The organism is Shewanella sp. SM23 (assembly GCF_025654295.1).
GTDB classification, from domain to species: Bacteria; Pseudomonadota; Gammaproteobacteria; order Enterobacterales; family Shewanellaceae; genus Shewanella; species Shewanella oncorhynchi.
On sequence record NZ_JAKKRM010000010.1, the window covers coordinates 43,571 to 66,725 of the forward strand.

Annotated in this window: 20 protein-coding genes; 10 read left to right on the top strand and 10 right to left on the bottom strand. The window is 45.6% G+C overall.

Going from position 1 to position 23,155, the window contains the following annotated elements; genetic code table 11:
* Positions 1-15: 15 nt before the first annotated feature.
* The 3 genes from cgtA to rplU all read right to left on the bottom strand — a co-directional run bounded on the left by cgtA (position 16) and on the right by rplU (position 1,980).
* Positions 16-1,185 carry an Obg family GTPase CgtA gene (gene cgtA, locus L5L98_RS13440; protein ID WP_105250000.1) on the bottom strand — a complete coding sequence of 390 codons (1,170 nt, stop codon included), beginning with the start codon at positions 1,183-1,185 and terminating at the stop codon, positions 16-18.
* Positions 1,186-1,399: 214 nt separating this feature from the next.
* Positions 1,400-1,654, bottom strand: coding sequence for a 50S ribosomal protein L27 (rpmA, locus tag L5L98_RS13445; RefSeq protein ID WP_006080527.1), 255 nt, complete (start codon positions 1,652-1,654; stop codon positions 1,400-1,402).
* Between the two features lie 14 nt (positions 1,655-1,668).
* Complete coding sequence (gene rplU, locus L5L98_RS13450) at positions 1,669-1,980, bottom strand: 50S ribosomal protein L21 (RefSeq protein ID WP_006080526.1); 312 nt, start codon at positions 1,978-1,980, stop codon at positions 1,669-1,671.
* Positions 1,981-2,252: 272 nt separating this feature from the next.
* Between rplU and ispB the strand changes: the two genes are divergently transcribed.
* A complete protein-coding gene (gene ispB, locus L5L98_RS13455; RefSeq protein ID WP_049821790.1) occupies positions 2,253-3,224 on the top strand; it encodes an octaprenyl diphosphate synthase in 972 nt (323 codons plus the stop codon).
* Between the two features lie 83 nt (positions 3,225-3,307).
* On the opposite strand, the gene ung is transcribed toward ispB, so the two are convergent.
* A complete protein-coding gene (gene ung, locus L5L98_RS13460; RefSeq protein WP_263141609.1) occupies positions 3,308-3,973 on the bottom strand; it encodes a uracil-DNA glycosylase in 666 nt (221 codons plus the stop codon).
* Positions 3,974-4,160: 187 nt separating this feature from the next.
* On the opposite strand from ung, the gene L5L98_RS13465 reads away from it, so the two are divergent.
* Positions 4,161-4,724, top strand: coding sequence for a Tfp pilus assembly protein FimT/FimU (locus L5L98_RS13465; RefSeq protein WP_028761538.1), 564 nt, complete (start codon positions 4,161-4,163; stop codon positions 4,722-4,724).
* Between the two features lie 74 nt (positions 4,725-4,798).
* Positions 4,799-5,119 carry a DUF3144 domain-containing protein gene (locus tag L5L98_RS13470; protein WP_105250001.1) on the top strand — a complete coding sequence of 107 codons (321 nt, stop codon included), beginning with the start codon at positions 4,799-4,801 and terminating at the stop codon, positions 5,117-5,119.
* A gap of 92 nt (positions 5,120-5,211) precedes the next feature.
* Here the strand turns inward: L5L98_RS13470 and L5L98_RS13475 are convergent, their stop codons facing one another.
* Positions 5,212-5,826 carry a LysE family translocator gene (locus L5L98_RS13475; RefSeq protein ID WP_105250002.1) on the bottom strand — a complete coding sequence of 205 codons (615 nt, stop codon included), beginning with the start codon at positions 5,824-5,826 and terminating at the stop codon, positions 5,212-5,214.
* Between the two features lie 277 nt (positions 5,827-6,103).
* Here L5L98_RS13475 and L5L98_RS13480 point away from each other — a divergent pair, with 277 nt between their 5' ends.
* Entirely contained in the window at positions 6,104-6,655 is a 552-nt protein-coding gene (locus L5L98_RS13480) for a thioredoxin family protein (RefSeq protein ID WP_263141616.1), read from the top strand.
* Between the two features lie 141 nt (positions 6,656-6,796).
* Here the strand turns inward: L5L98_RS13480 and L5L98_RS13485 are convergent, their stop codons facing one another.
* Positions 6,797-9,373: a TonB-dependent receptor plug domain-containing protein gene (locus tag L5L98_RS13485; protein WP_263141784.1), complete on the bottom strand. Its 2,577-nt coding sequence runs from the start codon at positions 9,371-9,373 to the stop codon at positions 6,797-6,799.
* Positions 9,374-9,742: 369 nt separating this feature from the next.
* On the opposite strand from L5L98_RS13485, the gene L5L98_RS13490 reads away from it, so the two are divergent.
* From L5L98_RS13490 to L5L98_RS13500, 3 genes are all read left to right on the top strand, one after another.
* Positions 9,743-11,203, top strand: coding sequence for a sigma-54 interaction domain-containing protein (locus L5L98_RS13490; RefSeq protein WP_105250005.1), 1,461 nt, complete (start codon positions 9,743-9,745; stop codon positions 11,201-11,203).
* Between the two features lie 172 nt (positions 11,204-11,375).
* Positions 11,376-12,848, top strand: coding sequence for a cytochrome c oxidase accessory protein CcoG (gene ccoG / locus L5L98_RS13495; RefSeq protein ID WP_263141619.1), 1,473 nt, complete (start codon positions 11,376-11,378; stop codon positions 12,846-12,848).
* A gap of 521 nt (positions 12,849-13,369) precedes the next feature.
* Entirely contained in the window at positions 13,370-14,971 is a 1,602-nt protein-coding gene (locus L5L98_RS13500; protein WP_263141629.1) for an AMP-binding protein, read from the top strand.
* 97 nt (positions 14,972-15,068) lie between these two features.
* Here L5L98_RS13500 and L5L98_RS13505 read toward each other — a convergent pair whose 3' ends face one another.
* The 4 genes from L5L98_RS13505 to L5L98_RS13520 all read right to left on the bottom strand — a co-directional run bounded on the left by L5L98_RS13505 (position 15,069) and on the right by L5L98_RS13520 (position 20,494).
* Positions 15,069-16,973 (bottom strand): ABC transporter transmembrane domain-containing protein, encoded by a 1,905-nt coding sequence (locus tag L5L98_RS13505; RefSeq protein ID WP_263141630.1) that lies wholly within the window; start codon positions 16,971-16,973, stop codon positions 15,069-15,071.
* A gap of 218 nt (positions 16,974-17,191) precedes the next feature.
* The gene (hutZ, locus tag L5L98_RS13510; protein ID WP_131523856.1) at positions 17,192-17,749 is read right to left on the bottom strand and encodes a heme utilization protein HutZ; all 558 of its coding nucleotides are present in this window, start codon (positions 17,747-17,749) and stop codon (positions 17,192-17,194) included.
* A 37-nt stretch (positions 17,750-17,786) separates the two neighbouring features.
* Positions 17,787-18,368, bottom strand: coding sequence for a heme utilization cystosolic carrier protein HutX (hutX, locus tag L5L98_RS13515; RefSeq protein WP_263141631.1), 582 nt, complete (start codon positions 18,366-18,368; stop codon positions 17,787-17,789).
* Between the two features lie 35 nt (positions 18,369-18,403).
* Positions 18,404-20,494, bottom strand: a complete 2,091-nt coding sequence (locus tag L5L98_RS13520) for a TonB-dependent hemoglobin/transferrin/lactoferrin family receptor (RefSeq protein WP_263141633.1) — start codon at positions 20,492-20,494, stop codon at positions 18,404-18,406.
* 334 nt (positions 20,495-20,828) lie between these two features.
* Here L5L98_RS13520 and L5L98_RS13525 point away from each other — a divergent pair, with 334 nt between their 5' ends.
* From L5L98_RS13525 to L5L98_RS13535, 3 genes are all read left to right on the top strand, one after another.
* A complete protein-coding gene (locus tag L5L98_RS13525) occupies positions 20,829-21,701 on the top strand; it encodes an energy transducer TonB (RefSeq protein WP_212600388.1) in 873 nt (290 codons plus the stop codon).
* A gap of 136 nt (positions 21,702-21,837) precedes the next feature.
* Positions 21,838-22,593, top strand: a complete 756-nt coding sequence (locus L5L98_RS13530; RefSeq protein WP_263141634.1) for a MotA/TolQ/ExbB proton channel family protein — start codon at positions 21,838-21,840, stop codon at positions 22,591-22,593.
* A complete protein-coding gene (locus tag L5L98_RS13535; RefSeq protein WP_263141636.1) occupies positions 22,590-23,027 on the top strand; it encodes an ExbD/TolR family protein in 438 nt (145 codons plus the stop codon). The genes L5L98_RS13530 and L5L98_RS13535 overlap by 4 nt, the downstream gene beginning before the upstream one ends.
* Positions 23,028-23,155: the final 128 nt, after the last annotated feature.

Below are 23,155 nucleotides of genomic sequence, written 5' to 3' on the forward strand. Positions count from 1 at the left end.
ACTCAAAGATTACTATTATCTTTGGTAAATAACTTCTACGTCGTAGTCGTCATCATCAAAGTCGTCGTCATCATCTTCATCAACATAATCTTCATTCAATGAATCAAGGTTTGCTTGATGATAATTATCCCACTTGAACTCAACTTCACTATCTGGGTCGACTTCATTGTCTTCAGGTGGAAGACTCGCAATATAATCGAGGAGTTTTAATGCCAACTCACTGGTACCGTCGCGGTTATAGGCGGAGATAGTATAAACATCGCCTTCCCAACCCATTTCTTTAACGATACGATCAACCTTCTCTTGCAGCTCTTCTTCAAGCAGCAGATCGGTTTTGTTAAAGACTAACCAACGTGGCTTACTCGCCAACTTTGGAGAGTATTTCTCAAGCTCACCTACGATAGCGCGCGCAGACTCAACCGGATCGGTTCCGTCAATCGGCTCAATATCTATGATGTGCAGCAGAATACGACAACGCTCAAGATGCTTTAAGAAGCGAATACCTAAACCCGCACCATCGGCAGCACCTTCGATGAGACCAGGAATATCCGCAATCACAAAGCTTTGTCCAGGACGTGGATTAACCACACCTAAGTTAGGCACCAGTGTTGTAAACGGATAATCAGCCACTTTCGGCGTTGCACGGGAAACCGCACGAATGAATGTCGACTTACCCGCGTTAGGCATGCCAAGCAAACCAACGTCAGCCAGCAGTAACAACTCTAATTTAAGGCTACGAACTTCACCGGGTGTGCCTAACGTCTTTTGACGTGGGGCACGGTTAGTACTGCTCTTAAAACGGGTGTTACCTAAACCATGGAAACCACCTTTGGCAACCAATAGCTTTTGACCGTGGGTTGTTAAATCCCCAAGGACTTCTTCAGTATCATGATCGACCGCGCGAGTACCAACAGGAACTTTTAAGATCAAATCTTTACCGCTATGACCAGTACAATCACGGCCACGACCATTTTCGCCACGTTCAGCCATGTGAAAACGTTCAAAACGGAACTCGATCAAAGTGTTGAAGTTTTCGTCAGCCTGCAGAAAAACACTGCCACCGTCGCCACCATCACCACCATCAGGACCACCATCAGGTACATACTTTTCGCGCCTAAAGCTAACACAACCGCTACCGCCGTCGCCTGCTTCGACCCTAATTACTGCCTCATCGACAAACTTCATACTTACTCCTGGCACCACTGAATGAAGCAATTATACCGTCTAACTTCATTGGTCGCCAAAAAACTCGAGATACTTTGCTCCCAATCTTACCTGTCAATGCTCATTCTTGGTAATCATTTACCAACTCAAGCATCTACACGGCGTAAATAGAAGCACAAAAAACAGAAAGCCCCACCAATGGCGGGGCTTTAACAGTATAAGCTAGGTTCGAAAGTTAAGCTTCGATGCTAATAAACTTACGGTTATTAGCGCCTTTAACTTCGAATTTAACTTTACCGTCAGTCAGAGCAAACAGAGTATGGTCACGACCAATACCTACGTTTACACCAGCGTGGAATTTAGTACCACGTTGACGAACAATAATGTTACCAGCTAGAACTGATTCACCGCCAAAGCGCTTAACACCTAGACGTTTACTTTCTGAATCGCGGCCGTTACGAGTAGAACCGCCAGCTTTTTTATGTGCCATGAGTTAGACTCCTATTATGCGTTGATAGCAGTAATTTTAACTTCAGTGAACCACTGACGGTGGCCCATTTTCTTGTCGTGGTGCTTACGACGACGGAACTTAACGATAGTAACTTTATCGCCACGACCGTGACTTACAACTTCAGCAACGACTTTACCGCCAGCTACTAAAGGAGCACCAACATGCACTGTTTCGCCATCAGCGATCAAAAGAACTTGATCGAACTCGATAGTTTCGCCAGTTGCAACTTCTAACTTTTCTAAACGTACTGTGTGGCCTTCAGCTACACGGTGTTGTTTACCACCACTTTGAAAAACAGCGTACATAGCTATTTTACTCCAATTCCTAACACGCGGGCTCATTCTTGGATGAGGCAGGGTGCTACAAAAACTTTATTGACAATGGGCGCGGAGTTTACGCGAAGAATCCAACTCTGGCAAGCCCTAATTAGGAAAGAATAAAAAAAGACCGGATTAACTCTCACATTAGTTGAGCTAGTGCTGTCATATGTCAGAATTTTAGGTAAAATTCATTTCATTATAACACGTGAGCCTAAACAGGGGCCGGGTACGTAATGACCCCACAACCAGAGTCTATTATGGATTTAAACGCTATTCGTCAACTGGCTGACACTGATATGCAAGCAGTCAATCAGCTGATATATAAACAGCTTGAATCAGATGTCGCCCTAATTAATCAATTAGGTTTTTACATTATTAATGGTGGTGGTAAACGTCTTCGTCCTCTGCTGTCGGTTTTAGCCGCACGTGCAGTGAGCTACGAAGGCGAAGCACATCTTAAGCTAGCGGCGATTATTGAGTTTATCCATACAGCCTCATTGCTCCATGATGATGTCGTTGATGAATCGACGTTACGCCGCGGACGAGAAACCGCCAATGCACTGTTTGGCAATAGTGCCAGTGTGCTAGTCGGGGATTTCCTTTATACCCGCTCATTCCAGATGATGACCGAACTTGACAACATGAAAGTGCTCAGAGTGTTAGCTGATACGACTAACGTGTTGGCCGAGGGGGAAGTCTTACAGCTGATGAATTGCAATGACCCTGACACCACTGAAGAAAGCTATATGCGGGTCATTTATTGCAAAACAGCCAAGTTATTTGAAGCCGCGACGCTACTCGCGGGCGTGCTAGCAGGTGCAACGCCCGAGCAAGAAACCGCCTTAGGCAACTATGGTAAGTATCTCGGCACCGCCTTTCAGCTTACCGACGACTTACTCGACTATACCGCCGACAGTGACGAGCTAGGTAAGAATATTGGCGATGACCTTGCCGAAGGTAAACCGACTCTGCCACTCATCTATGCCATTGCCCATGGCACAGACGAAGAGAAACAGCTCATACGTCAAGCAATTGAGCAAGGTGATGGTACTCAGGCCATAGATAAAATCGTAGCAGCACTGCACCATTGCGGCGCGTTAAACTACACCCAACAAAAAGCAATTGAAGAATCAGAGAAAGCGATCGCGGCGTTATCTGCTTTACCCGATAGCGACTATAAGCAAGCCTTAGTAACGCTAGCTAAGATTTCGGTCGACAGAAACCACTGATTGCTAACTAATATAGTTTCGCCCCAAAAATAAAGGTCTTACTCAGTAAGACCTTTTTTATTGCTTTAACCACAATCCTAAAATCAAACCTGCCAAAGGATCGGCGTTTCGCCTCGCTCAAGCAATAATTGATTCACTTGAGAGAAATGCCCACAACCAAAAAAACCGCGATAAGCCGATAAAGGTGAAGGATGTGGTCCTGTGAGCACTTGATGTTGCGGTGCGTTAACGACTTGACCCTTTTTAATGGCATGACTGCCCCAAAGCACGAAAATAGTCGGCTGAGTCTGCCGATTTAATAATTCCAGCACCGCAGTCGTAAAGACTTCCCACCCGGCTTTGGCATGGGAATGCGCCTTGCCTTGCTCAACAGTCAGCACAGTATTGAGCATCAATATCCCCTGCTCCGCCCATGCGGATAAATCACCATGGGATGGCACAACAAAACCTTCAATATCCGTCGCTAATTCTTTGTACATATTGGCTAAAGATGGCGGTGGTTTTATCCCGCGTTTAACCGAAAAACATAAACCATGGGCTTGATCTGGGCCGTGATAGGGATCTTGGCCAATCAAAACCACTCTGACTTGTTCAAGGGGCGTCATACTAAAAGCATTGAAAACATCAACTTCGGGGGGATAAACCACTTTCCCAGCCCTGCGTTCATTATCAACAAATGCGCTTAGTTGCTGAAAATAAGGCAAAGCTCTTTGCTCATCGATAAATGTTTGCCATGTCGCCTGAGTCACTATTTTACTTCCTCAATTCTATAATCGGGTTAGCTTAAAAGTCCTGTAGTAGTATGGCAAGTTTGCAGACCTTACTTGCCGATAAGTAATACCACTAAACCTGCTAGGTCTCACGTTAAGACTTTCAATTTAAAACATTCGAAATTAAGTGATATAGTGCGCCCATTCTCGCACACTCTGATACGTAATGATGATCCAACATTCTGATAAATCAATTCAAAGACATCAAACGGGTTTCACCTTAATTGAACTTGTGGTGGTCATCATAGTGCTCGGTATTTTAGCCGTAGTGGCCCTGCCAAAATTTATCAATGTGCAACAAGATGCGCAAATTGCAACCGTTAAAGCGGCAGGCGGAGGCTTTAAATCAGCCATCAATCTGGCACGTTCAGTATGGGCTGTAAAAGTGGGCTCAGGTCCAAAAGAGGATTTACCCGTATTTGGTACGGCACAATCCGAACAAATAGATTTCAACGCCTTCGGTTGGCCAGCACAACACTATATCCATGGCAATGAGGCCTCTCCGGCACTCGATAATGTCGAAGACTGTATATCGGTATGGGAAGTATTATTTCAAAATGCCCAGCCGAGTGTCTCGCGCTTGAATATTGATGCGACTGAAACCGACTATAAAGCCAGTTATACCGATCCTGGCCAGTGCACTTATTTGTATCGAACAAACGATAAACTGTCGATTAATTATGACTCCCACACAGGAGTCGTCATTACCGACACAGATCCCAATAGTTAATGCCTGACGATTCCTTCTTACACCAATTAAGTTAGAATCGAACTTTAATCTGTTACTTTTTTAGAGTGAACGCCATGACCGACACGAGCAGCACCACCATTTACGAACTTGCCGATCAGTTTATTGCCTTAGCCAATCAGCTAAGCCAACAAGAAGCAGATGTAGGTAAAGTTGGCACAGCACTCCGTTTTGCCGCAGCACGTTTTAATGCCTTCGAAGCCGCAATTAAATCAGCGGATCTCGGTGCAGAAAAAGAGAGCGCATTAGAATGGTTTAGCAGTGAATTCAAAGAAATGCTGAGTGACAACTTAGACGACCACATTGCCAATCCACCCATTATCCAAGAAAGTGTGGCAGAAGAAGCTGATAATTCTGTGCAAATGTTTAAAGGCTAATCACGCCTTGATTTAAATGCATAGCCATCAACAAACACGCCATCGATTGATGGCGTGTTTGTTATTTAAAACCAATAATTTTAGATAGATAACTAAAGCGTGTACACCACACGAATCGCCAGCAATATCAATACTACGCCGGACAACTTATCAATTAACCCCGCTTTTTCTCTCAACTTAGGCAACACACTCGAGTGGGATAGCAATAAGGCTATCAAAGTGTACCAAAGACCATCGACTACTAACGGTGTAAAAACAATTAATGCTTTAGCCGTCATGCTGTCGGCGACCATCACAAATTGGCTGAATAACGCAAGAAAAAATAGCATTATCTTAGGGTTGAATAAAGAAATAGCAATACCATCACGGGCTGCGGTTAAGGTATCTGTCGCCTCCCCTGCAGCCAATTTAGCTTGCATACCGCCATTGGAACGCAGCGCTTGAACTCCCATCCAAGCAAGGTATAAGGCACCGAGAATCGCAATGCCATTAAAGACTAAGGGCGCCTTTTTAAGCACTACGGCTAAGCCCAGTAACGTCACCAGCGCATAGATCCCAATCCCTATCGAGTGTGCCCAAGCACAGACGATCCCCTTTCCCCGCCCACCACCTAAAGTATGACGTACTACCATAGTCAAACTTGGGCCCGGCGACATAGCCCCCAAACAACAAATAGCCAATAAACCTAACCAAGTACTCCAACTCATTGATGACACCTTTCGCCGAATAAAAAAGCCCACTGCAGGGCCTTAAACTTGCTTGCCATTCTAACATCGCGTCATCAAGGCGTTAACGCTAATAAATCCATTTTCAATAAATGAACAGTCATTTAAGAGAACCCAAAACGCGATAATCCCATAAATTCACACTGATTTAAGCCGTTAACCGCTAAGATTAGCGTTAACCTAAGTCTTTATAGCCAAACCTTAATACCTAAGCCTTCATCGCAATCACCACAAAGGCGATTCTCAATCAGGACATTTTATGAACACTATAACGCTGATCAGTATTTTTATTCTTTGCCTATTAATAGGTGCGATCTTATTACTGCTTTGGCAAAGACAAAAAGGTAAAACCATACCGCTGACGGTGATTTTTGTGCTGGGATTTTTCGCCTTAGGACTCAGTGCTATTATTGGATTTGTGCACAAAAGCGAGGATTACCAAGCCTATCAAAAACTACAATGGCACACCTTAGCCCCAGAGAAAATCGCGCCTCTGGTTGCCCAAGGCTATACCGTCTTTGTCGATATTACCTCTGATTGGTGCACCATCTGCCAAATGAATAAAGCGGAAGTCACCCACAGGGAGCAAATTGTAAATGCCTTGATGGCCGACAATATCATTCTGATGCAAGGTAACTGGAGTGAGGCGAATAAAACGATTGAAACCTATATGCGCCATGAAGGAGTGCCCGGCACGCCCTACAATAAAATTTATGGTCCAAGCGCCCCCAATGGAATTCTCTTGCCGTCAAAACTCAGTATGAGTGATGTGTTAAATGGTTTAGTTGCCGCGCAAACGAATCGTAACTAAGCACTAAACCATATTTAGGACGAGTCAAATACGAATAAAAAAGGCTGCATTGCAGCCTTTTTGCTTACTTCACTTCTATTTATAAAAGCCAAATTTCTTGAAAGGTGGGTTAGAAATCGCTTCTATAAATTGGCTTACTCATTAAAAACGGTAATTCACTCGACCATAGTAGAAACCGCCGTTGTAATCGAATGGCCCACTTTCATAATAAACGCCACCGAGTTCACCCAAGGTCCCTTCTTTCAGCTTTTGCGCTTCTTGATCAAATAGATTATTAGCCCCCACCGCCAGGGTTAAGCCATCAAGTAATTGATAGCTCATTTCAAGATCGACGGTCACTGCAGCATCAGCCATTTCAGATCCCCAGTCAGAGGTATCATCAGCGTGAGTCGCATAGTACTCACCAAAATAGTTACCACGCAGTGACAGGGTTAACTTGTCCCAAGACTGTGCCCAAGTTAAGGTGGCACGGTGCGCAGGAATACCATCTTCTAAACGGCGAACTTTACCCGCATCGGTCGTTTTAAGATCAAACTTATCAACGCTGGTATCGGTCCAACCATAGGCAAGACTGAATTTAGCATTACCCGCCAGGATTTCTGCATCATAGGAGGCGACGATGTCGATACCTTGAGTCGTAGTATCAAAGTCATTGGTGTAATAGCTCACGCCTTGGATTAACTCAGGAAACTCAACCCCTGCGGCACGTAAGGCATCATAATCTGTAGCCTCAACATCAATCTTACTCGACTGCGCAATACGGCCCTCAACGGCAATATTGTAGTAATCGACCGTTAAGAAGAAGCTTTCATACTCATATACAGCTCCAATCGCATAACTAATCGACTCTTCAGGCTTTAATACTTCACCACCGTAAAATGCCGCAAGCGGATCGGTTGGTGGCGCAATAAAGGTCTGGATCAGTTCACCATCGATGATCGATGTCTGGGTATTCACCACGTTTTCTTGGCCAACCGTTGGAGCACGAAAGCCGGTGCTGTGTGAGGCGCGGAACGACAATTCATCCGTTGCAGAATACTGCAACGTCAATTTGTAATTTAACGTATCACCAAAGGTTGAAAAGTCTTCGTAGCGCAGTGCTAAACCGAGTAACCAGTCATCACTTAAATAAGCTTCTAAATCAGTATAAATACCTATGTTATGACGTGAGTTTTTACCCGCAGATTCTGGGCCAAAGCCTTTAAAACCATGCGCACCAATGTTGAAACCTTGGCTAGCATAAGGGCCAGCAATCCACGAGGCTTCATCACCTTGAGAAATCTCAAACGACTCATTTCGCCATTCAAAACCAGAAGCAAAACTAATGTCTTCAATGCCTCCTAAGGTTATGAAGCGCGAGAAATCGAGGTTAACGGTAGTTTCAACTTGCTCATAAGCCCCCGTATCAAAATCGGTCGGGGTATCTAATCCCAGTGATGGATTCAACGAATTTTTAAGACCAAAACTGGCTTTGTTCGCCCCAGTACCAGCACTGAAATCATAATTCCATTCACCGATATCGCCTTTTACACCTGCGAAGAAGGACATATCTTCAATGGTGCCGGTGAACTGTGGCGTATAGCCACCTGGAAATATCTGGTTCATAGCAAAGCAATTTGGGTCGGCAACCATCGCCTTGTATGCATCTGTGTCGAGTACGTTGCCGTCACTTCCATCAGCATTTTTAGGGATAGGTACGAGTCCACATGTTGATGGATCACCATTTACAGCGCCCACAAGTAAATTCTGGCCACCATCATTGGAATACACGTTGCTACGATTTTGTGGATAACGATAATAGAAGCCCCCCACGGCATCACGGGAAGACAGATTACCAAAGGCATAGGCGTGCATGTTGGCATTAATGTCTAAGCCTGAGTTGATGAACACTGAATAGTCATCATTAATCTCAGGATTACCCCACACTTGTGCGGGGTCATTAATCGCGGTATTACCCTGCTCGGCTAAGTTAGCCGCATCAGGACGCTGCACACTACGGCTAGTGGAGTCAGCATTTTTATACTGGAAGCTTAAATTAACGAAGCCATTTTCAGTCACAGGTAAACCAACATCACCTTCTACCGTAGTCGTAGCACCATCACCCTCGTAATATTCTCCTTGGGTCACAGTGATGGAACCACCCTCGGAATTATCTTTTAAAACAAAGTTCATGACTCCGGCAATCGCATCCGATCCATACTGCGCAGCAGCACCGTCGCGCAACACTTCGACTTGCTTCAATGCCGAGCCAGGAATAACCGAAATATCAGGACCTTGAGCGCCATCGTTAATACCACCACCTTGGAACGCAATCACAGATGCACGGTGACGACGCTTACCGTTAACTAGCACTAGCGTACTGTCTGATGGCAAACCCCGTAAATTAACGGGACGAACTAAGGTTGCTGCATCACTAATGGGTTGAGCGCGTGAGTTAAACGATGGCACCGAAGTCACTAACATATCAATCATGTCAGTCGAACCATTCTTTTTAAGGTCGTCACTACTAATAATATCAATAGGAACGGGGGAATCGCCGATTGAGCGTGGCGCAGCACGGGACCCTACAACTGCAATTTTTTCAACGTTCTCATTTTTAACAGCCGTCTCATCTTCTTCTGCTATTGCCTGCGGACTGATTAAACTACCAGACAAGGCTAGAGTAATCGCCAGACTCACTGCACTTAATCCAAACTTCTGCTTCTTTGAGGTCATCATATTCATCCCAACTGCTTATTATTTTTAGAATACCTGACCTGCTTTGTGCGATTCTCGTCCCTAAACCTTGCTACCACGGCCAACACAAAATCACATTACACAAACATTTTTATAACATAAACTAAACAATATCCAATATTAAATCAGACTTTTGAATGAATATTAGTCATTTATCTTTTATATCAATTTCTTAGATGAAAATATTTTTTAGAGTATGGCACCAAGTAAAATGTACTCGAACGACAAAAAGTGTGAGCAGAAAAATCACCAAAGGAAAAATGCTTAAAGGGCATAATCAAAAACACGATATATCGCGTCACAGTACTTAAGGTATACTCAGAAAATACCGCCAAAACCAGAGTAAGACAGATGACCAATAAGATTTCAGTCAATAATGAAAAATCGATAGATAAGCATTTCTTACCGGAAAACCAGTTACTGCTCAACGCTGTCGGCGAAGGTATTTATGGATTTGATTTAAGCGGTAATGCGGTGTTTATCAATCCGGCAGCCGAACGCATGACGGGTTGGAAGAATGAAGAGCTACTCGGTAAAAACATCCATAACTGCCATCATCACAGCCATGCAGATGGCAGTCATTATCCCCAAGAGGATTGTCCAATTTACAACACCTTAAAGGATGGGATCACCCGAGAAATCACCCACGATGTATTTTGGCGTAAAGATGGCAGTAGCTTCCCCGTTCATTACAGTTCCACCCCTGTTTACCGTGACAATCAACTGATTGGCGTAGTCGCGATATTTCGCGACATTAGTATTCAAAAACAAACAGAGCAGTCATTACGCCAAGCCCTAGCCCAAGTACAAGCACTGTCGGAGCGACTCGCCTCTGAAAATCATTATCTACAGGCAGAGTTGGCAGATAAAACGGGTGATGTGGATATTTCGGGAGCCAGTACAGTGATCCGCCATATGATCCAACAATTGCACATGGTGGCCAATACCGACAGTACTGTGCTCATTTGTGGTGAAAATGGTACAGGAAAAGAACTCGTTGCCCGTAACTTACATCAGCTCAGTCGCCGCAAAGATAAACCCATGATCAGTGTCAACTGTGCCGCGTTTTCGGCATCTTTACTAGAAAGTGAACTCTTTGGTCATGAGAAGGGGGCATTTACTGGCGCCACAAGCCGCCGTAAAGGTCGCTTCGAACTTGCTCATCAAGGCACACTGTTCCTCGACGAAGTCGCTGAACTCAGTTTAGAAGCCCAATCAAAACTACTACGAGTCATCCAAGAACAATCCTTCGAACGTCTCGGTGGCAGTGAAACCATTCAAGTGGATATTCGCTTAGTCGCCGCCAGTCACCACGATTTACTCAAGCGAGTCGAACAGGGATTATTTAGGATGGATCTCTATTACCGTTTGAATGTATTCCCTATTCAAGTACCACCACTGCGCGCAAGAATCGAAGATATTCCCGAACTCGTCAGCCATATTCTGCACAACTTGAATCGTAAGCTAGGTAAAAAAATCCGTGGAGTGAGCCAAAAAGGGCTACAAAAACTCATGGCTTATACTTGGCCCGGCAATGTGCGCGAACTGCAAAATATCCTCGAACGCGAAGCCATTCTATCCCAAGGAGATATTCTGCAGATCCATGCGATGCCGAGCAATAATCCCTTAGCTCAAACCCAAGGGCAAACCTTAGCGGAAGCGGAAGCGCTGCATATAGAACAAACCCTTAAGCGCTTAAACTGGCGCATATCCGGCCCACTCGGCGCAGCGAATGTCCTCGGTGTGCCCGCAAGTACACTGAGATCGCGAATGAAAAAACTGGGGATCCAGCGTCAATCGAGTGAAATCTAATTCAAAACGAGCACACTAAAAACGCGATATATCGCCAATGTGTGATATATCGTGTTCTTCATCTAGTTCCAATCACAAAATAATTATAAATATCATGATGTTGAGCTAATTAAAACTTGGCCTAGTGCTTGCTATAGGGAGGCGAATCTTATTTAAGCCGTTAGGACCCTTTATGCCCAAGAGTGAAGTTACCCCAAATTCTCCAAGTGTAAATAAGAGTGTGGGCGCGAAACCTGCCTCAGTAGAGCTACACATTCCGGTTAAAAACCTCTCTACTGAAACCGCAGCAAAAAGTCGTCTCCCCTCTGGCAATATCCATTTTCGTGAGCAAAAAGGTGATTTTCAGCGCCTGCGAACCATGATGAATAGCCTATTGATCGTGATGTTTTTCGCCCTGCCGTTTATCTCTATTGATGGCCGCCAAGCAATACTGTTAGATATCAGCCAACAACAGTTTTTTTTCTTTGGTATCACGCTCTGGCCACAGGACTTTACCTTGCTGGCATGGATTTTTATCGCCGCCGCCTTCGGTCTGTTTTTCATTACTGTATTTTGGGGCCGTGTTTGGTGCGGTTACCTTTGCCCACAAACGGCGTGGACCTTTATCTATGTGTGGATAGAAACGCGCATCGAAGGCAGCAGTAATAAACGTAAGCAGCTCGACAAAGCCCCTTGGACTAGCAGTAAAATCGGTAAAAGAAGTGCAAAGCACTTACTTTGGGGTCTAACAGCTCTGCTCACTGGCTGTGGTTTTATCGGTTATTTTATTCCCGCCCGCGAACTTTATGTGGACATCTTGACGGGTAATGCCAGCTTCTGGGTGACAAGCTGGGTGTGGTTTTTCGCCATTTGTACTTATCTCAATGCGGGCTGGATGCGCGAGCAAATGTGCTTACATTGCTGCCCCTATTCACGTTTCCAAGCTGTGATGTTCGATGCCAACACTAAAACCGTGACCTATGATGCACAGCGCGGTGAAGCCCGTGGCCCTCGCAAACGTAAACAAGAGAACAATCAAGATGACCATACTTTAGGTGACTGTGTTGACTGTAATTTATGTGTCGAAGTGTGCCCAACAGGGATAGATATTCGTAACGGTTTGCAATATGAGTGCATTAACTGCGGCGCCTGTGTCGATGCCTGTAATGAGACTATGTTGAAGTTCGATTACAAGCAGAATCTTATCGGCTATATGAGTGAAAATGATCTTAAGGGAGTGAATTACTCCTATTGGCGCTCGCCGCGTTTCTTAGGCTACGGTGCAGCGGTCATTATCATGTTTATCGTCATAGGGTTAGACTTAAATAGCCGCAGCGAGATCCAGCTTAACGTGATCCGTGATCGTCAAAGCTTGTACCGTGAAACCTCGGATAATAAAGTTGAAAATACCTATCAGCTGAAGATCCGCAACAAGACACAAGATACTAAGCAATATCAACTCGCCGTCGACAGTGAAATGCCCTTTAGCTTGATTGCCGATCCTATTATTACCTTGGCAGCGGGTGAACAAGTCGACTATCCCGTCACTGTATTAGCCGATAAGGATGCTATCCCCTCGGGGCGCAAAATGATCCAATTCTCGGTGACGGATGTTAAACAGCCAACACAACAAGTAAGCCAAGAAACCGGATTCTTCAGTCCTTAGCACTAAGCTTTTAGCGCTTAATATGAGTTACCGTAACATTGGTCATCATCAGATTAACTACCCAACCGGCGCTTGAGGAATCAACTCAAGCGCCGGTTAAAGGCAGGAATTCATCCCCAAAGACAACAAGATCTTTAACGTCTCATACATCGGAATAAAACCTTAAACACCTACAAAGCTGAAAATTCCCCCGTTAAACGGCGCATAGACAAAGTAAATTGAGCACATTCAATCTTAATCCTTAGAAACATAACGGTTACAAATTTTAAATTGTCTTTCCTTCAACTCTTATTTAGGTTTTGTGGTTCATTAGATAACTAAGATTCTAAGATAACTAAGCTATCGTTAAGCACTCAGCTTTAGAGTAAAAATACTATTTGTTACATAAAGATACCGTTATTGGTATAAAGATGTTTTTCGCGATAAGCATTGACCTCTAGTGCTAACACCCTCTAATCTAAACACCTGTTTAACTCCAAAATAATAACAACTAATAAACATCATCTTTGAGGTAGTTCAGCATGGCATACGATCAAGACTCTCAACTCAAACTAAACTACTCATCACTGGTCGATCTGATCGAGAAAACCAGCCTGCGTTACGGTGATAAACCCGCCTATGCCTGTCTCGGTAAAACCAGCAGTTTTAACGAGATAGAACGCGATTCTCGTTACTTTGCCGCCTATTTACAAAATAAGACCACACTCAAACCGGGCGATCGCATCGCCATTCAGTTGCCTAATATCACTCAATTTGTCATCGCTGCCTACGGCGCAATCAGGGCTGGGCTTATCTTAGTTAACACTAATCCCCTATATACCGAACGTGAGCTCATCCATCAGTTCAATGATTCTGGTGCCAAAGCGATCGTGGTGTTATCCGATCTATTACCGACCTTAGCCAAAGTCATCGACAGCACCAAAATAGAATACGTCATTTCAACCCACCCTTTAGATTTGATCGATCCGCACGTACAGCCTAAGACAGGCCTGAAGAATGTGGAGTTTTGCCAAATTTTAAAACAAGGCACAGAACTCCCCTTTAGCCGATTTATCTCAAATCTCGACGACCTCTCGGCGTTGCAATATACGGGCGGCACCACTGGATTATCTAAAGGTGCCATGTTGACCCACAGCAATATGCTCGCTAATGCGGCGCAGGTAAAATCCCGCATCGCGAGCGTGATCACCGAAGGGGAAGATATCTTCGTTGCACCGCTACCGATTTACCATATTTATGCGTTTATGGTGAACTTAGTGCTGTATTTCGAGTGTGGCGGCTGCTCGGTATTAATTCCAAATCCACGGGATATTAGCGGCTTAATTAAGACACTCGCCAAATATCCCTTCACTGGATTTGCAGGACTCAATACTCTGTTTGTCGCCCTATGCCATCAACCCGAGTTTAAAGCACTCGATTTTAGCCATTTAAAAATCACCATCTCGGGCGGCACAGCACTGACAGCCGCGGCGGCCAACATTTGGCAACAGACGACAGGCAACATGATCAGTGAAGGTTATGGGCTATCTGAAACTTCGCCGGTGATTTCACTCAATGCACCCGGTTATCAAAAACTAGGCACTATTGGTAAACCTGTGATTGGCACTGAGGTTAAACTCTTAGATGAAAACGACATTGAAGTGCCCTTAGGTACGGCCGGAGAATTAGCCGCACGCGGCCCACAAGTCATGCGGGGATATTGGAATAATCCGCAGGAAACCGCCAATGCTATGACTCAAGATGGCTTCTTCAAAACTGGGGATATTGCCATAGCAACAGCGGAAGGTTTCCACCAAATAGTTGATCGTAAAAAAGATATGATCATAGTCTCAGGTTTTAATGTCTATCCCAACGAAGTGGAAAACGTCCTAGCGAGCCACCCTAATGTGATCGAATGCGCCGTGGTGGGAGTAAAAGATGAACACTCGGGCGAAGCGGTTAAAGCCTTTATCGTGCTAAAGGATGATAGCCAAGATCATCAACAGGCTAAAGAGGCCATTCTAACCTATTGCCGCGAGCAGTTAACCGCCTATAAATTGCCAAAAGTGATTGAATTTATGGCGCAATTACCTAAAAGTACCGTCGGCAAAATTCTGCGCCGCGAGCTAAAAGATAAAGCTTAAAAACCGCATTTAAAGGCAAAGCTAAGAAACAAAAACACAATAAAAGACCCAGTGAGCTAGACTAAACGTTTCAGCTAGCAACTGGGTTTTATTTTACCTAAATGGTCTCATTCAAGGCGCTGGCATTGGCCTCTTCGGTTAACAATTGCAGACTGGCAAATTCACGATATAACGCATTAGATTGCATCAACTCTTGGTGGCGACCGCAGGCGACAATCTCGCCCTTATCAAACACAAAAATCCTATCAGCATTAATTACCGTCGATAGACGGTGAGCAATAATCAACGTCGTTTTATCCGCCATCAATACGTCCAACGCTTGCTTCACTTTCTGCTCGCTTACCGCATCTAAGGCGCTGGTTGCTTCATCGAGTAACAATATCGGTCTGTCGGCTAAAATCGCCCGCGCAATGGCAATACGTTGTTTTTGTCCACCAGAAAGCCGCACACCACGCTCGCCTAAATAGGTTTGATAACCTTCAGTAAACTCGCTAATAAACTCGTGGACACGGGCCGCAATACAGGCATCTATCACTTCTTGCTCGGTGGCATCGACTCGACCATAACGCACGTTTTCAAGTACACTAGTCGCAAAAATCACCGAGTCCTGCGGCACTAGAGCAAACTGCGACCGCAACTCCTGTGGCAGAAGATTGGCAATATCAATACCTTCCAGTCGAATACTGCCAGCGCTAGGCACATAAAAGCGTTGCAATAACTGGAACAAGGTACTTTTACCTGCGCCACTTGGCCCCACTAAGGCGACCCGCTCACCCGCAGCAATGGTCATATTGAGCTGTTTTAGCACTAAGGCATCATGCTCTGGATAGGCAAAATTGAGCCCTTCAATCATTAACTCGCCACTGACCTTGGCGGGTAAACTCACAGGATGAGTTGCAACGGGAATATCCACTTGTGTTTCAGCCAGTTCGATTAAACGTTCGGCGGCGCCAGAAGCCCGCTGAATTTCGCCTATCACTTCGCTAATCGTCGCTACTGCGCCCGCGACCATCACAGCGTAAAACATAAAGGCAGATAACTCACCGCCCGTCATCTTACCCGCCATCACATCGTGGGCACCGACCCAAGTCACCATAGCAATTGCGGCGATACTTAAAAACATCACGGTTGAGATCAATAAGGCACGGTAACGGATCCGGCCACTGGCCGCAGACATGACATCTTCGACGCGGCTATTGAACAAGCTACGGTCTTTATCTTCATGCCCATAGGCTTGTACCGTATGAATTTCATGAAGCGTTTCATCAACATAAGCGCCGAGATCAGCAACCCTATCTTGGCTTTCCCGTGCTAACACACGTACTTTGCGACCAAAAAAGATCACCGGCCCTAACACTAAGGGCACCGCCAACAACACCAGCAATGTCATCTTAACGCTAGTGATACCCATCATGACTAAACCACCAAGAACAGTTACGCTAGAGCGCAGCGCCATGGAAAGACTTGAACCCACCACAGTTTGTAACAAAGTAGAATCGGCGGTAAAACGGGAGATCACTTCACCGGTGCGCACCTTAGCGTAAAAGGCGGGAGAAAGTTTAAGCAGTTGATTGTAAACAGTGAGACGAATATCGGCGCTGACCCGCTCACCAAGCCAAGTCATCAAATAGAAGCGGCAAAACACCGCTGTGCCACTGACGGCGGTAATCCCGAGCACTAACAGTATGATTTCATTCAGTCGCTGCGCATTATCCCTTACAAAGCCTTCATCGACCATCAAGCGCACACCTTGGCCTAATGATAGCCAAGCGAGTGACCCTATCATCAAGCAGATAATCGCCGCGACAACTTTCAGTTTGTAGGGTTTAAGAAACCCCATAATCCAAGGCAATATCGATCTTTGCTGCGCCGAGGTCCGTTTAACCTTTGATGTATCAGCGCTTGATGCGAGCGTGACTGGAATTAACTTTTCGGGCAATGGCTCAGCCCCCGCTTTAATGGGTTCAGATGATTTGGCGAGTTCGTGTGTCGGCTCGGTCACGGGTGGCATCCTTGAGGTAGGTAAGGCAATTCAAATATAACATCAGCATGAATGGGATCATCTGCAGCCGTTAACCGCGCAGCATTACTTAAAGCATATAAGTGAGATGCTACCTCTTGCAGTGGAATTCAAGGGCTGTGTGGTTTTACTCAAAAGAAAAGCATAAAACAAACCCGCAGCGAGTGCGGGTTTGTTTTATTGCAATAGCTTAGCGCGGCTTAAGCGACTTGCTTGTTTTCCGGCGTTTTTGGCGTGCCGTGGTGGCCATCGCGTTTCCAATCCACATCTAACAACTCTGCGCCGCTAAGGCTAAATGCTTGGCCAAAACCTTTCACGTAAAGACCTTGATGAGGCGCGAGCTTGTATAAGTTAAAATCGGTTAATGCCGCAAGGTTATCGGACATTTCGCCAAAACGGGCCGACAACACACCAACACCTTTACTGAAGGCGGGCGTATCGCGGGGCACTGCCTCGGCAATCGCATCGAAGGTTAAACGCTTGCGGGCAAAAACCGATTTGGCCGCAGTTTCGTCTTCAACTAACATCACAGAGACCTTAGATGAGTGCTTTAAATTATGACCGTGACGGGCTAAGTCACTCACCAAAATATAAAAACCATCGTCAGCCAGTGCGAAGGGCGCATAACTCGCATTCGGCTGGCCATCTGTACCAATGGTGGCCAGTTGCAGAGTTTCGCGCTGCTGTTTAAAGGCTTCAATTTCGGGTAAGAGTTTGTCTCTTAAACGCTGTTCTTGTTCGGTAATTTCAGACTTCATTTACTGTTTTCCTTAATACTTTTGTTAATGCTGCAATTCAGAGGTGTAATTGCACCGAGGCAAAGGCAGTCGCGAGCGCTTTAAATTGGCGAACTTGCTCAGGAAACAGTGCTCTTTGTTTATCACGGCCTAAATACACTTTGAACACCACCTCACCTTCACTGCCGAAAAAGTTAATCGAATAGCTCTCGTTGCCTCTAAAAGGTCTGCTGATCAAAGCGATGCCGCGCATGGCATCTAATTTGAGATGACCATGTAAACCGTCGCCCTTGCTGTAGAGGTTGTAATAACCGTGGGCGTATTTTCCCTCGGGGAAATCCCCTTTAAATTCAAATACGCTGCCAGATAACATCACAATAGTGGTTAACTTTCCCCATTTGGGTAAGGCTTGCAGTAAGGTATCGAGCTGAGTTAACGGAACAAACACCACTTGTTCGGGCGGCAGCGCTGCAACCACTTCAAGCTCGGCAATGCCTAATTCACTGGCGAGCTGTGCTGGCATTAAATCAGCTTGTTGTTCAAATCGTTGTCGCAATTGCGCCTGTTGCTCACTTAGCTGACGTTGCTCAGAGTTTAAATCTGGCGCGACATTGAGCTCGGTATCGAGTGTCATCTTCATTTTACTGTCTCCAGCGGTAGTGACTATTGAGTGGCTTAGAACATATAGCGCGCCGATAACTTCATATTACGACCCGGTTGATACAAGGTTTGCCACGCTTGTTGATACTTCTCATCACCGATATTTTCGATTGCGAAATCCACTCTCACACCCGCCATCGCGCCCATAGTCGGCTCCCACGCTACATACACATCCCATAGGGTGTAATCGTCGTATTTCGCCACTTTAAAGCCGTCAGGCGTATTCGACTGAGTCGCCACATAAGTGACGCGAGTGCCGAGTTTCATGTCGCCTTCCATAATGCCTTGGGATAAATCGACATTGAACTTATTGGCGGGTATATCTTCTATATCATCGCCCGTTTGACGATCTTCGCCATGGGTTTGGCCGTAATTCATCGCTAAGCGAGTTTGGCCAATACGGTAACGACCGCTAATTTCAAAACCTGTTAAACGTGCATCTTCAACGTTATTCCATGAGGTCGTTTGCTCGAATCCAGGAATGCCACGCCAAGGATTAGACACTTGCTGCACGATAAAATCGTCCACATCGTTACGGAAAACGTTAAACGTTAGCGCCAGTTCATCATCACCCGCTAACTCACTGAAACGTAAGTCCGCTTTGATTTCTTTATTGCGCGCAGTCTCTGCTTTTAGATCCGAATTCACCGCGAAGGTGTTACATAAACCTTGGGGTAAAAATCCGGGGATTGGCGGGATACAATAATGGGTGCCGCTGGAGAACATTTCCTCTACCGTAGGTGCGCGGAAGGCTTGATCGTAACGGGCACTTAAGGTCAACCAAGGCTGAGTCTGCCACACCAAGCCAAGCGATGGTGATAACTCATTGTCATTTGAGGATAAGTTGAGATTATGGCTGTCATTTTTAAAGCTGTCATAACGCAGACCCGCATCAAGATTTAACGTCTTAGTCAACTCAATATCTGCCCGCGTAAAAGCGCCCCATACTGTGGTTTCGCCATCGATATTCTCTGGACGCTGGCCCACTTGGCCCGAATCATCACGCGTCGTTTCTATGGTATCGCGAAAACCATCGACCCCGTAGGTCAACAGAGTATTGCCTAAACGCGAACTGTTATTAAGGTTAATCCCCACAGTGCGGAACTCAGTACTGTCTTGCTGACCTTTCGTAATACGGTCTTCATCGTAGTCGGTACTGTTCCAATACACTTGCATCTTAGTATCCAGATACGGGTTATTAGCAGGATTGAGACTGTAGTTTAGGGTGAGGTTTTGATCGTCAGTTTTGCGACGCACCAAAAGCACTGAACTACTCACAGCAGCAGAAGGATTGCTCGGTACTAATTCATTGTTTTTGCTGGCTCTTGCAGATAACTCTAACCGTGATGCCTCGTCGGCTTGCCAACCGAATTTAGCTAAACCACTGCTGCCTTGGGATGCACTGTTGTTTAGAGTTTCGTCATTACCAGTTTTTATATTGTTTGAATCGTAATAGGAACCATTGAGTAACCAATCGATGCTGTCTTGTTGACCATAGATAGCGCCACTGGTTTTAGTGCGGGAGCCATTGGTCTCATAACCTTGTTTGAAATAGCCACCAAAGGTCTCATCTGGCGCTAAAAAATCTTGTGCCGACTTAGTATTCTGCGCTACGACACCACCGAGGGCACCACTGCCCCACAAGCTACTGGCAGGGCCGCGCAGCACTTCGATGGATTTGAGCAACTCAGGGTCCATAAAGTAGGTACCTCTGTGACCAGAGCTGGTATTTTGTCTTGCGCCGTCAATTGTTTGCAACACACGATCGCCACTTAAACCACGGATTTCAACCCCTTGAGATGAAGCTCTTGGGCCATTAGTCAACGTAATATTCGCCTCATTTTTAAGGGCATTGGCAACTGATGATGCTTGGGCGACCGTAAGTTGCTCTTCATCCACCACTGCCACGCTACGGCTGGTTTCGGAGGCTTTTTCACTGATGCGTGTTGCACTCACCAATACTTCATCAAATTCAGTCGTGACCAGTTTTTTATTCGCATCCTGTTGAACAACGGGCTTAACACTTTCCTCTGCCGCTAACGTAAAACTTAGGGCCGTACCACTCAGTGCTATCGCCATGGCGATCACTAACGGCTTTTTTTTCATCTCTTCATCCTCAAGTGATATTCAGCTGTTTCCGTACAATTTATTACTGAGCCTAGACTCTCTTCCAGACGCCAATCCTTTCGAGATTGAGTCTGTTCCAGATTTGGCTCTTTCGAGATTGAACCCCTTCCAGATCGAGCCCAAGGCAATCAGTACCCATAAAGTAGGATAAATTGTCGGTTTAGCTGCTTTTTTAAGCGCTCATTCGAGCTATTGCAGGCACTCTACCTGAGATAATAAAATAGATCAAATGCAAATCATTATCATTTGCGATCTTGTTTATATTGAGATATCTTAATTAGGAAAATGGCTTTCATTGGAAAAAGAGGTTGCTGTGACACCAAAACGATATCTTGCCTTTGGCGCGTTAACGGTTGCCATCCAGACGGGTGTTATCGCCTCCCAACCCGCTATGACTATGCAGCCAAGCGCCCAATCATCGAGCGTAAACCAAGCATCACTCACTCCCAGCGCGAATACTGTCACCCTTAATTTTTCTACCGCGACTAGCGCTACAAGCAACACGAGTGCAGAGCCCATCAAGCAAACAGACGCCAAAGTAGCAACAGTGAACAGTACAGTGCAAAAAAACAGTACAGCGCAAAAAGTATCAACAGCAGAATCTGTCGATAAGGCGGTTATCCCGAAAACTAAAGCTGATCAACGAATTGATAGCCAACTCGCCAAAAAATCTTCAGCAACAAAACCCACGGCTAACAATCATCCGAATAAGGACCCTTTAGTGACGAACGCTTTAGAACCAAGTGCTTTAAATCCAAGCGTTTTAGCACATAAGCGACTCGAACAAGTTGAACAACAAACAGAACCCCAAACTGCACAAATGGATTTAATCGCTAACGCAGCCGAAGTTGATGCAAAAGCGACCCCAAATGTGGCAAGTGTAACAACTGACAGTGCCCAAACTAACATAGTGGAATTAGCCAAACCGCTGTTCGCTGCAGCACCACCGCAACCGACTTATCCAAAGATAGCGCGTAAAAAAGGGCTAGAAGGCACCGCAACCATAGAAGTGATGTTTAACGAACTTGGTGAGCAACTGGCACTGACGTTAGTAAAAAGCTCAGGGTTCAGTCTGTTAGATCAAGCCGCGTTAGATGCAGTTGAAAACTGGCAATTTGCGGCGCCAGCGCAAAGGCTAGCGAGTCATTATAAGGTCAGAGTGCCTATTCGCTTCGCGCTCAACTAACAGGCCCAATGTTGCCACTGAAAAGTTAGCTCGTGGAGAATTAGCTCGTGGAAAGTTAGCCACCGCACAACTAGCCTGATTTTTGTTTTACTAACTTACATATAAAACTACTTTTTCAATAGATTGGAGAGGCTTAATGCCCGTAACTGATTTTTCAACCCTACAGACTCAGCTTGGCGTGCTGACTTGGCCCTTGTTGTTATGTGCTTTTTTAGCTTTGATGATCTGCCTTGAACGTAGCGCCTTGTTTTTGCATCAAACTTTGCTATCAATCTGGCCCAAAAAACAGGCCTGGGTAAAAGCATTGCGTCAATCAAGCTCAGCGGCGACCACTGAAAACGTCAGCGCGCTGCTAGCGCAAACCAGCGCACAGCAAGATTTACTCGCCCGTGGCGCGACCTTGTTACTCAAACAAGTCCACCAGCCAAAAGTGCTAAGGGAAGAATTACTCAGTCTGTGGCTCAATAAGCAACAACGCGACTTGCAAGCCGGACTCAAGGTTTTACAAGTGATTAGCATCATTAGTCCACTACTCGGTTTGCTCGGCACAGTATTAGGACTCATCGAAATGTTTGCCCAACTCGGGCAATCACAAGGCCCTGTCACGCCAGCACAACTCAGTGCTGGACTGGGCCTTGCGATGAACACCACAGCTGCCGGACTCATGATCGCCGTGCCCGCCATTACCGCCGCCCATCTTTTTGGGATCTGGGCTCAAGGCCAATGCCTGCGCGCTGGGCATGTGCTCAATCAACTCAATCTCTGGTTAGCGGGTATCGAAGATATTTCAATTGATGCCAATCATTACCAAGCATTCACCCGAGTCAGTAAAACCAGCGTCGAGCAAAAATTGGCATCCAAGCCCCATTCTCAAATTGAGCCACAGACATGATAAGTGCAGAGAAACCATTCTTATCGCAGGCTGGCATTGCTTCGCCTGAGCAACTTCCGAGCCTAGATTTAACCGCGTTAATCGACATTATTTTTATCGTGCTGGTGTTTTTACTGCTGACGGCAAATAGCCAATTATTGAGTTTGCCGGTAGATGTGCCACAAAGCCCAAGCTCGGCCATCACGGCAATCGACAACAAACAAACAATTGCCATCAATATCATGGCAACAGCGCCTTATTGGGCTATTGATGGCAAAGAGTTTGATGACTTAGCCACTTTTACCACTGAATTTACTGCACATTTTCAGACTATGCCGAAGGCGACGGTTGTCATTGCCGCCGACAAAGCCGCGCCAGTGGAACCTTTGATGCAACTGCTTGCACTGTTGCAGACGCAGTCCATCAGTCAGACACAAATTTTGATGGAGCATTAGCGTATCCGAACCAGCCATTTAAATGAGAAAGCAAAAGTCTGATATCAAAAAACGGCATCTAAGCCTGTCACGAACAAGTTGTATTAGGAGTTTAACCATGTTGTTTCAAGCAACTAAAATACCAGTAA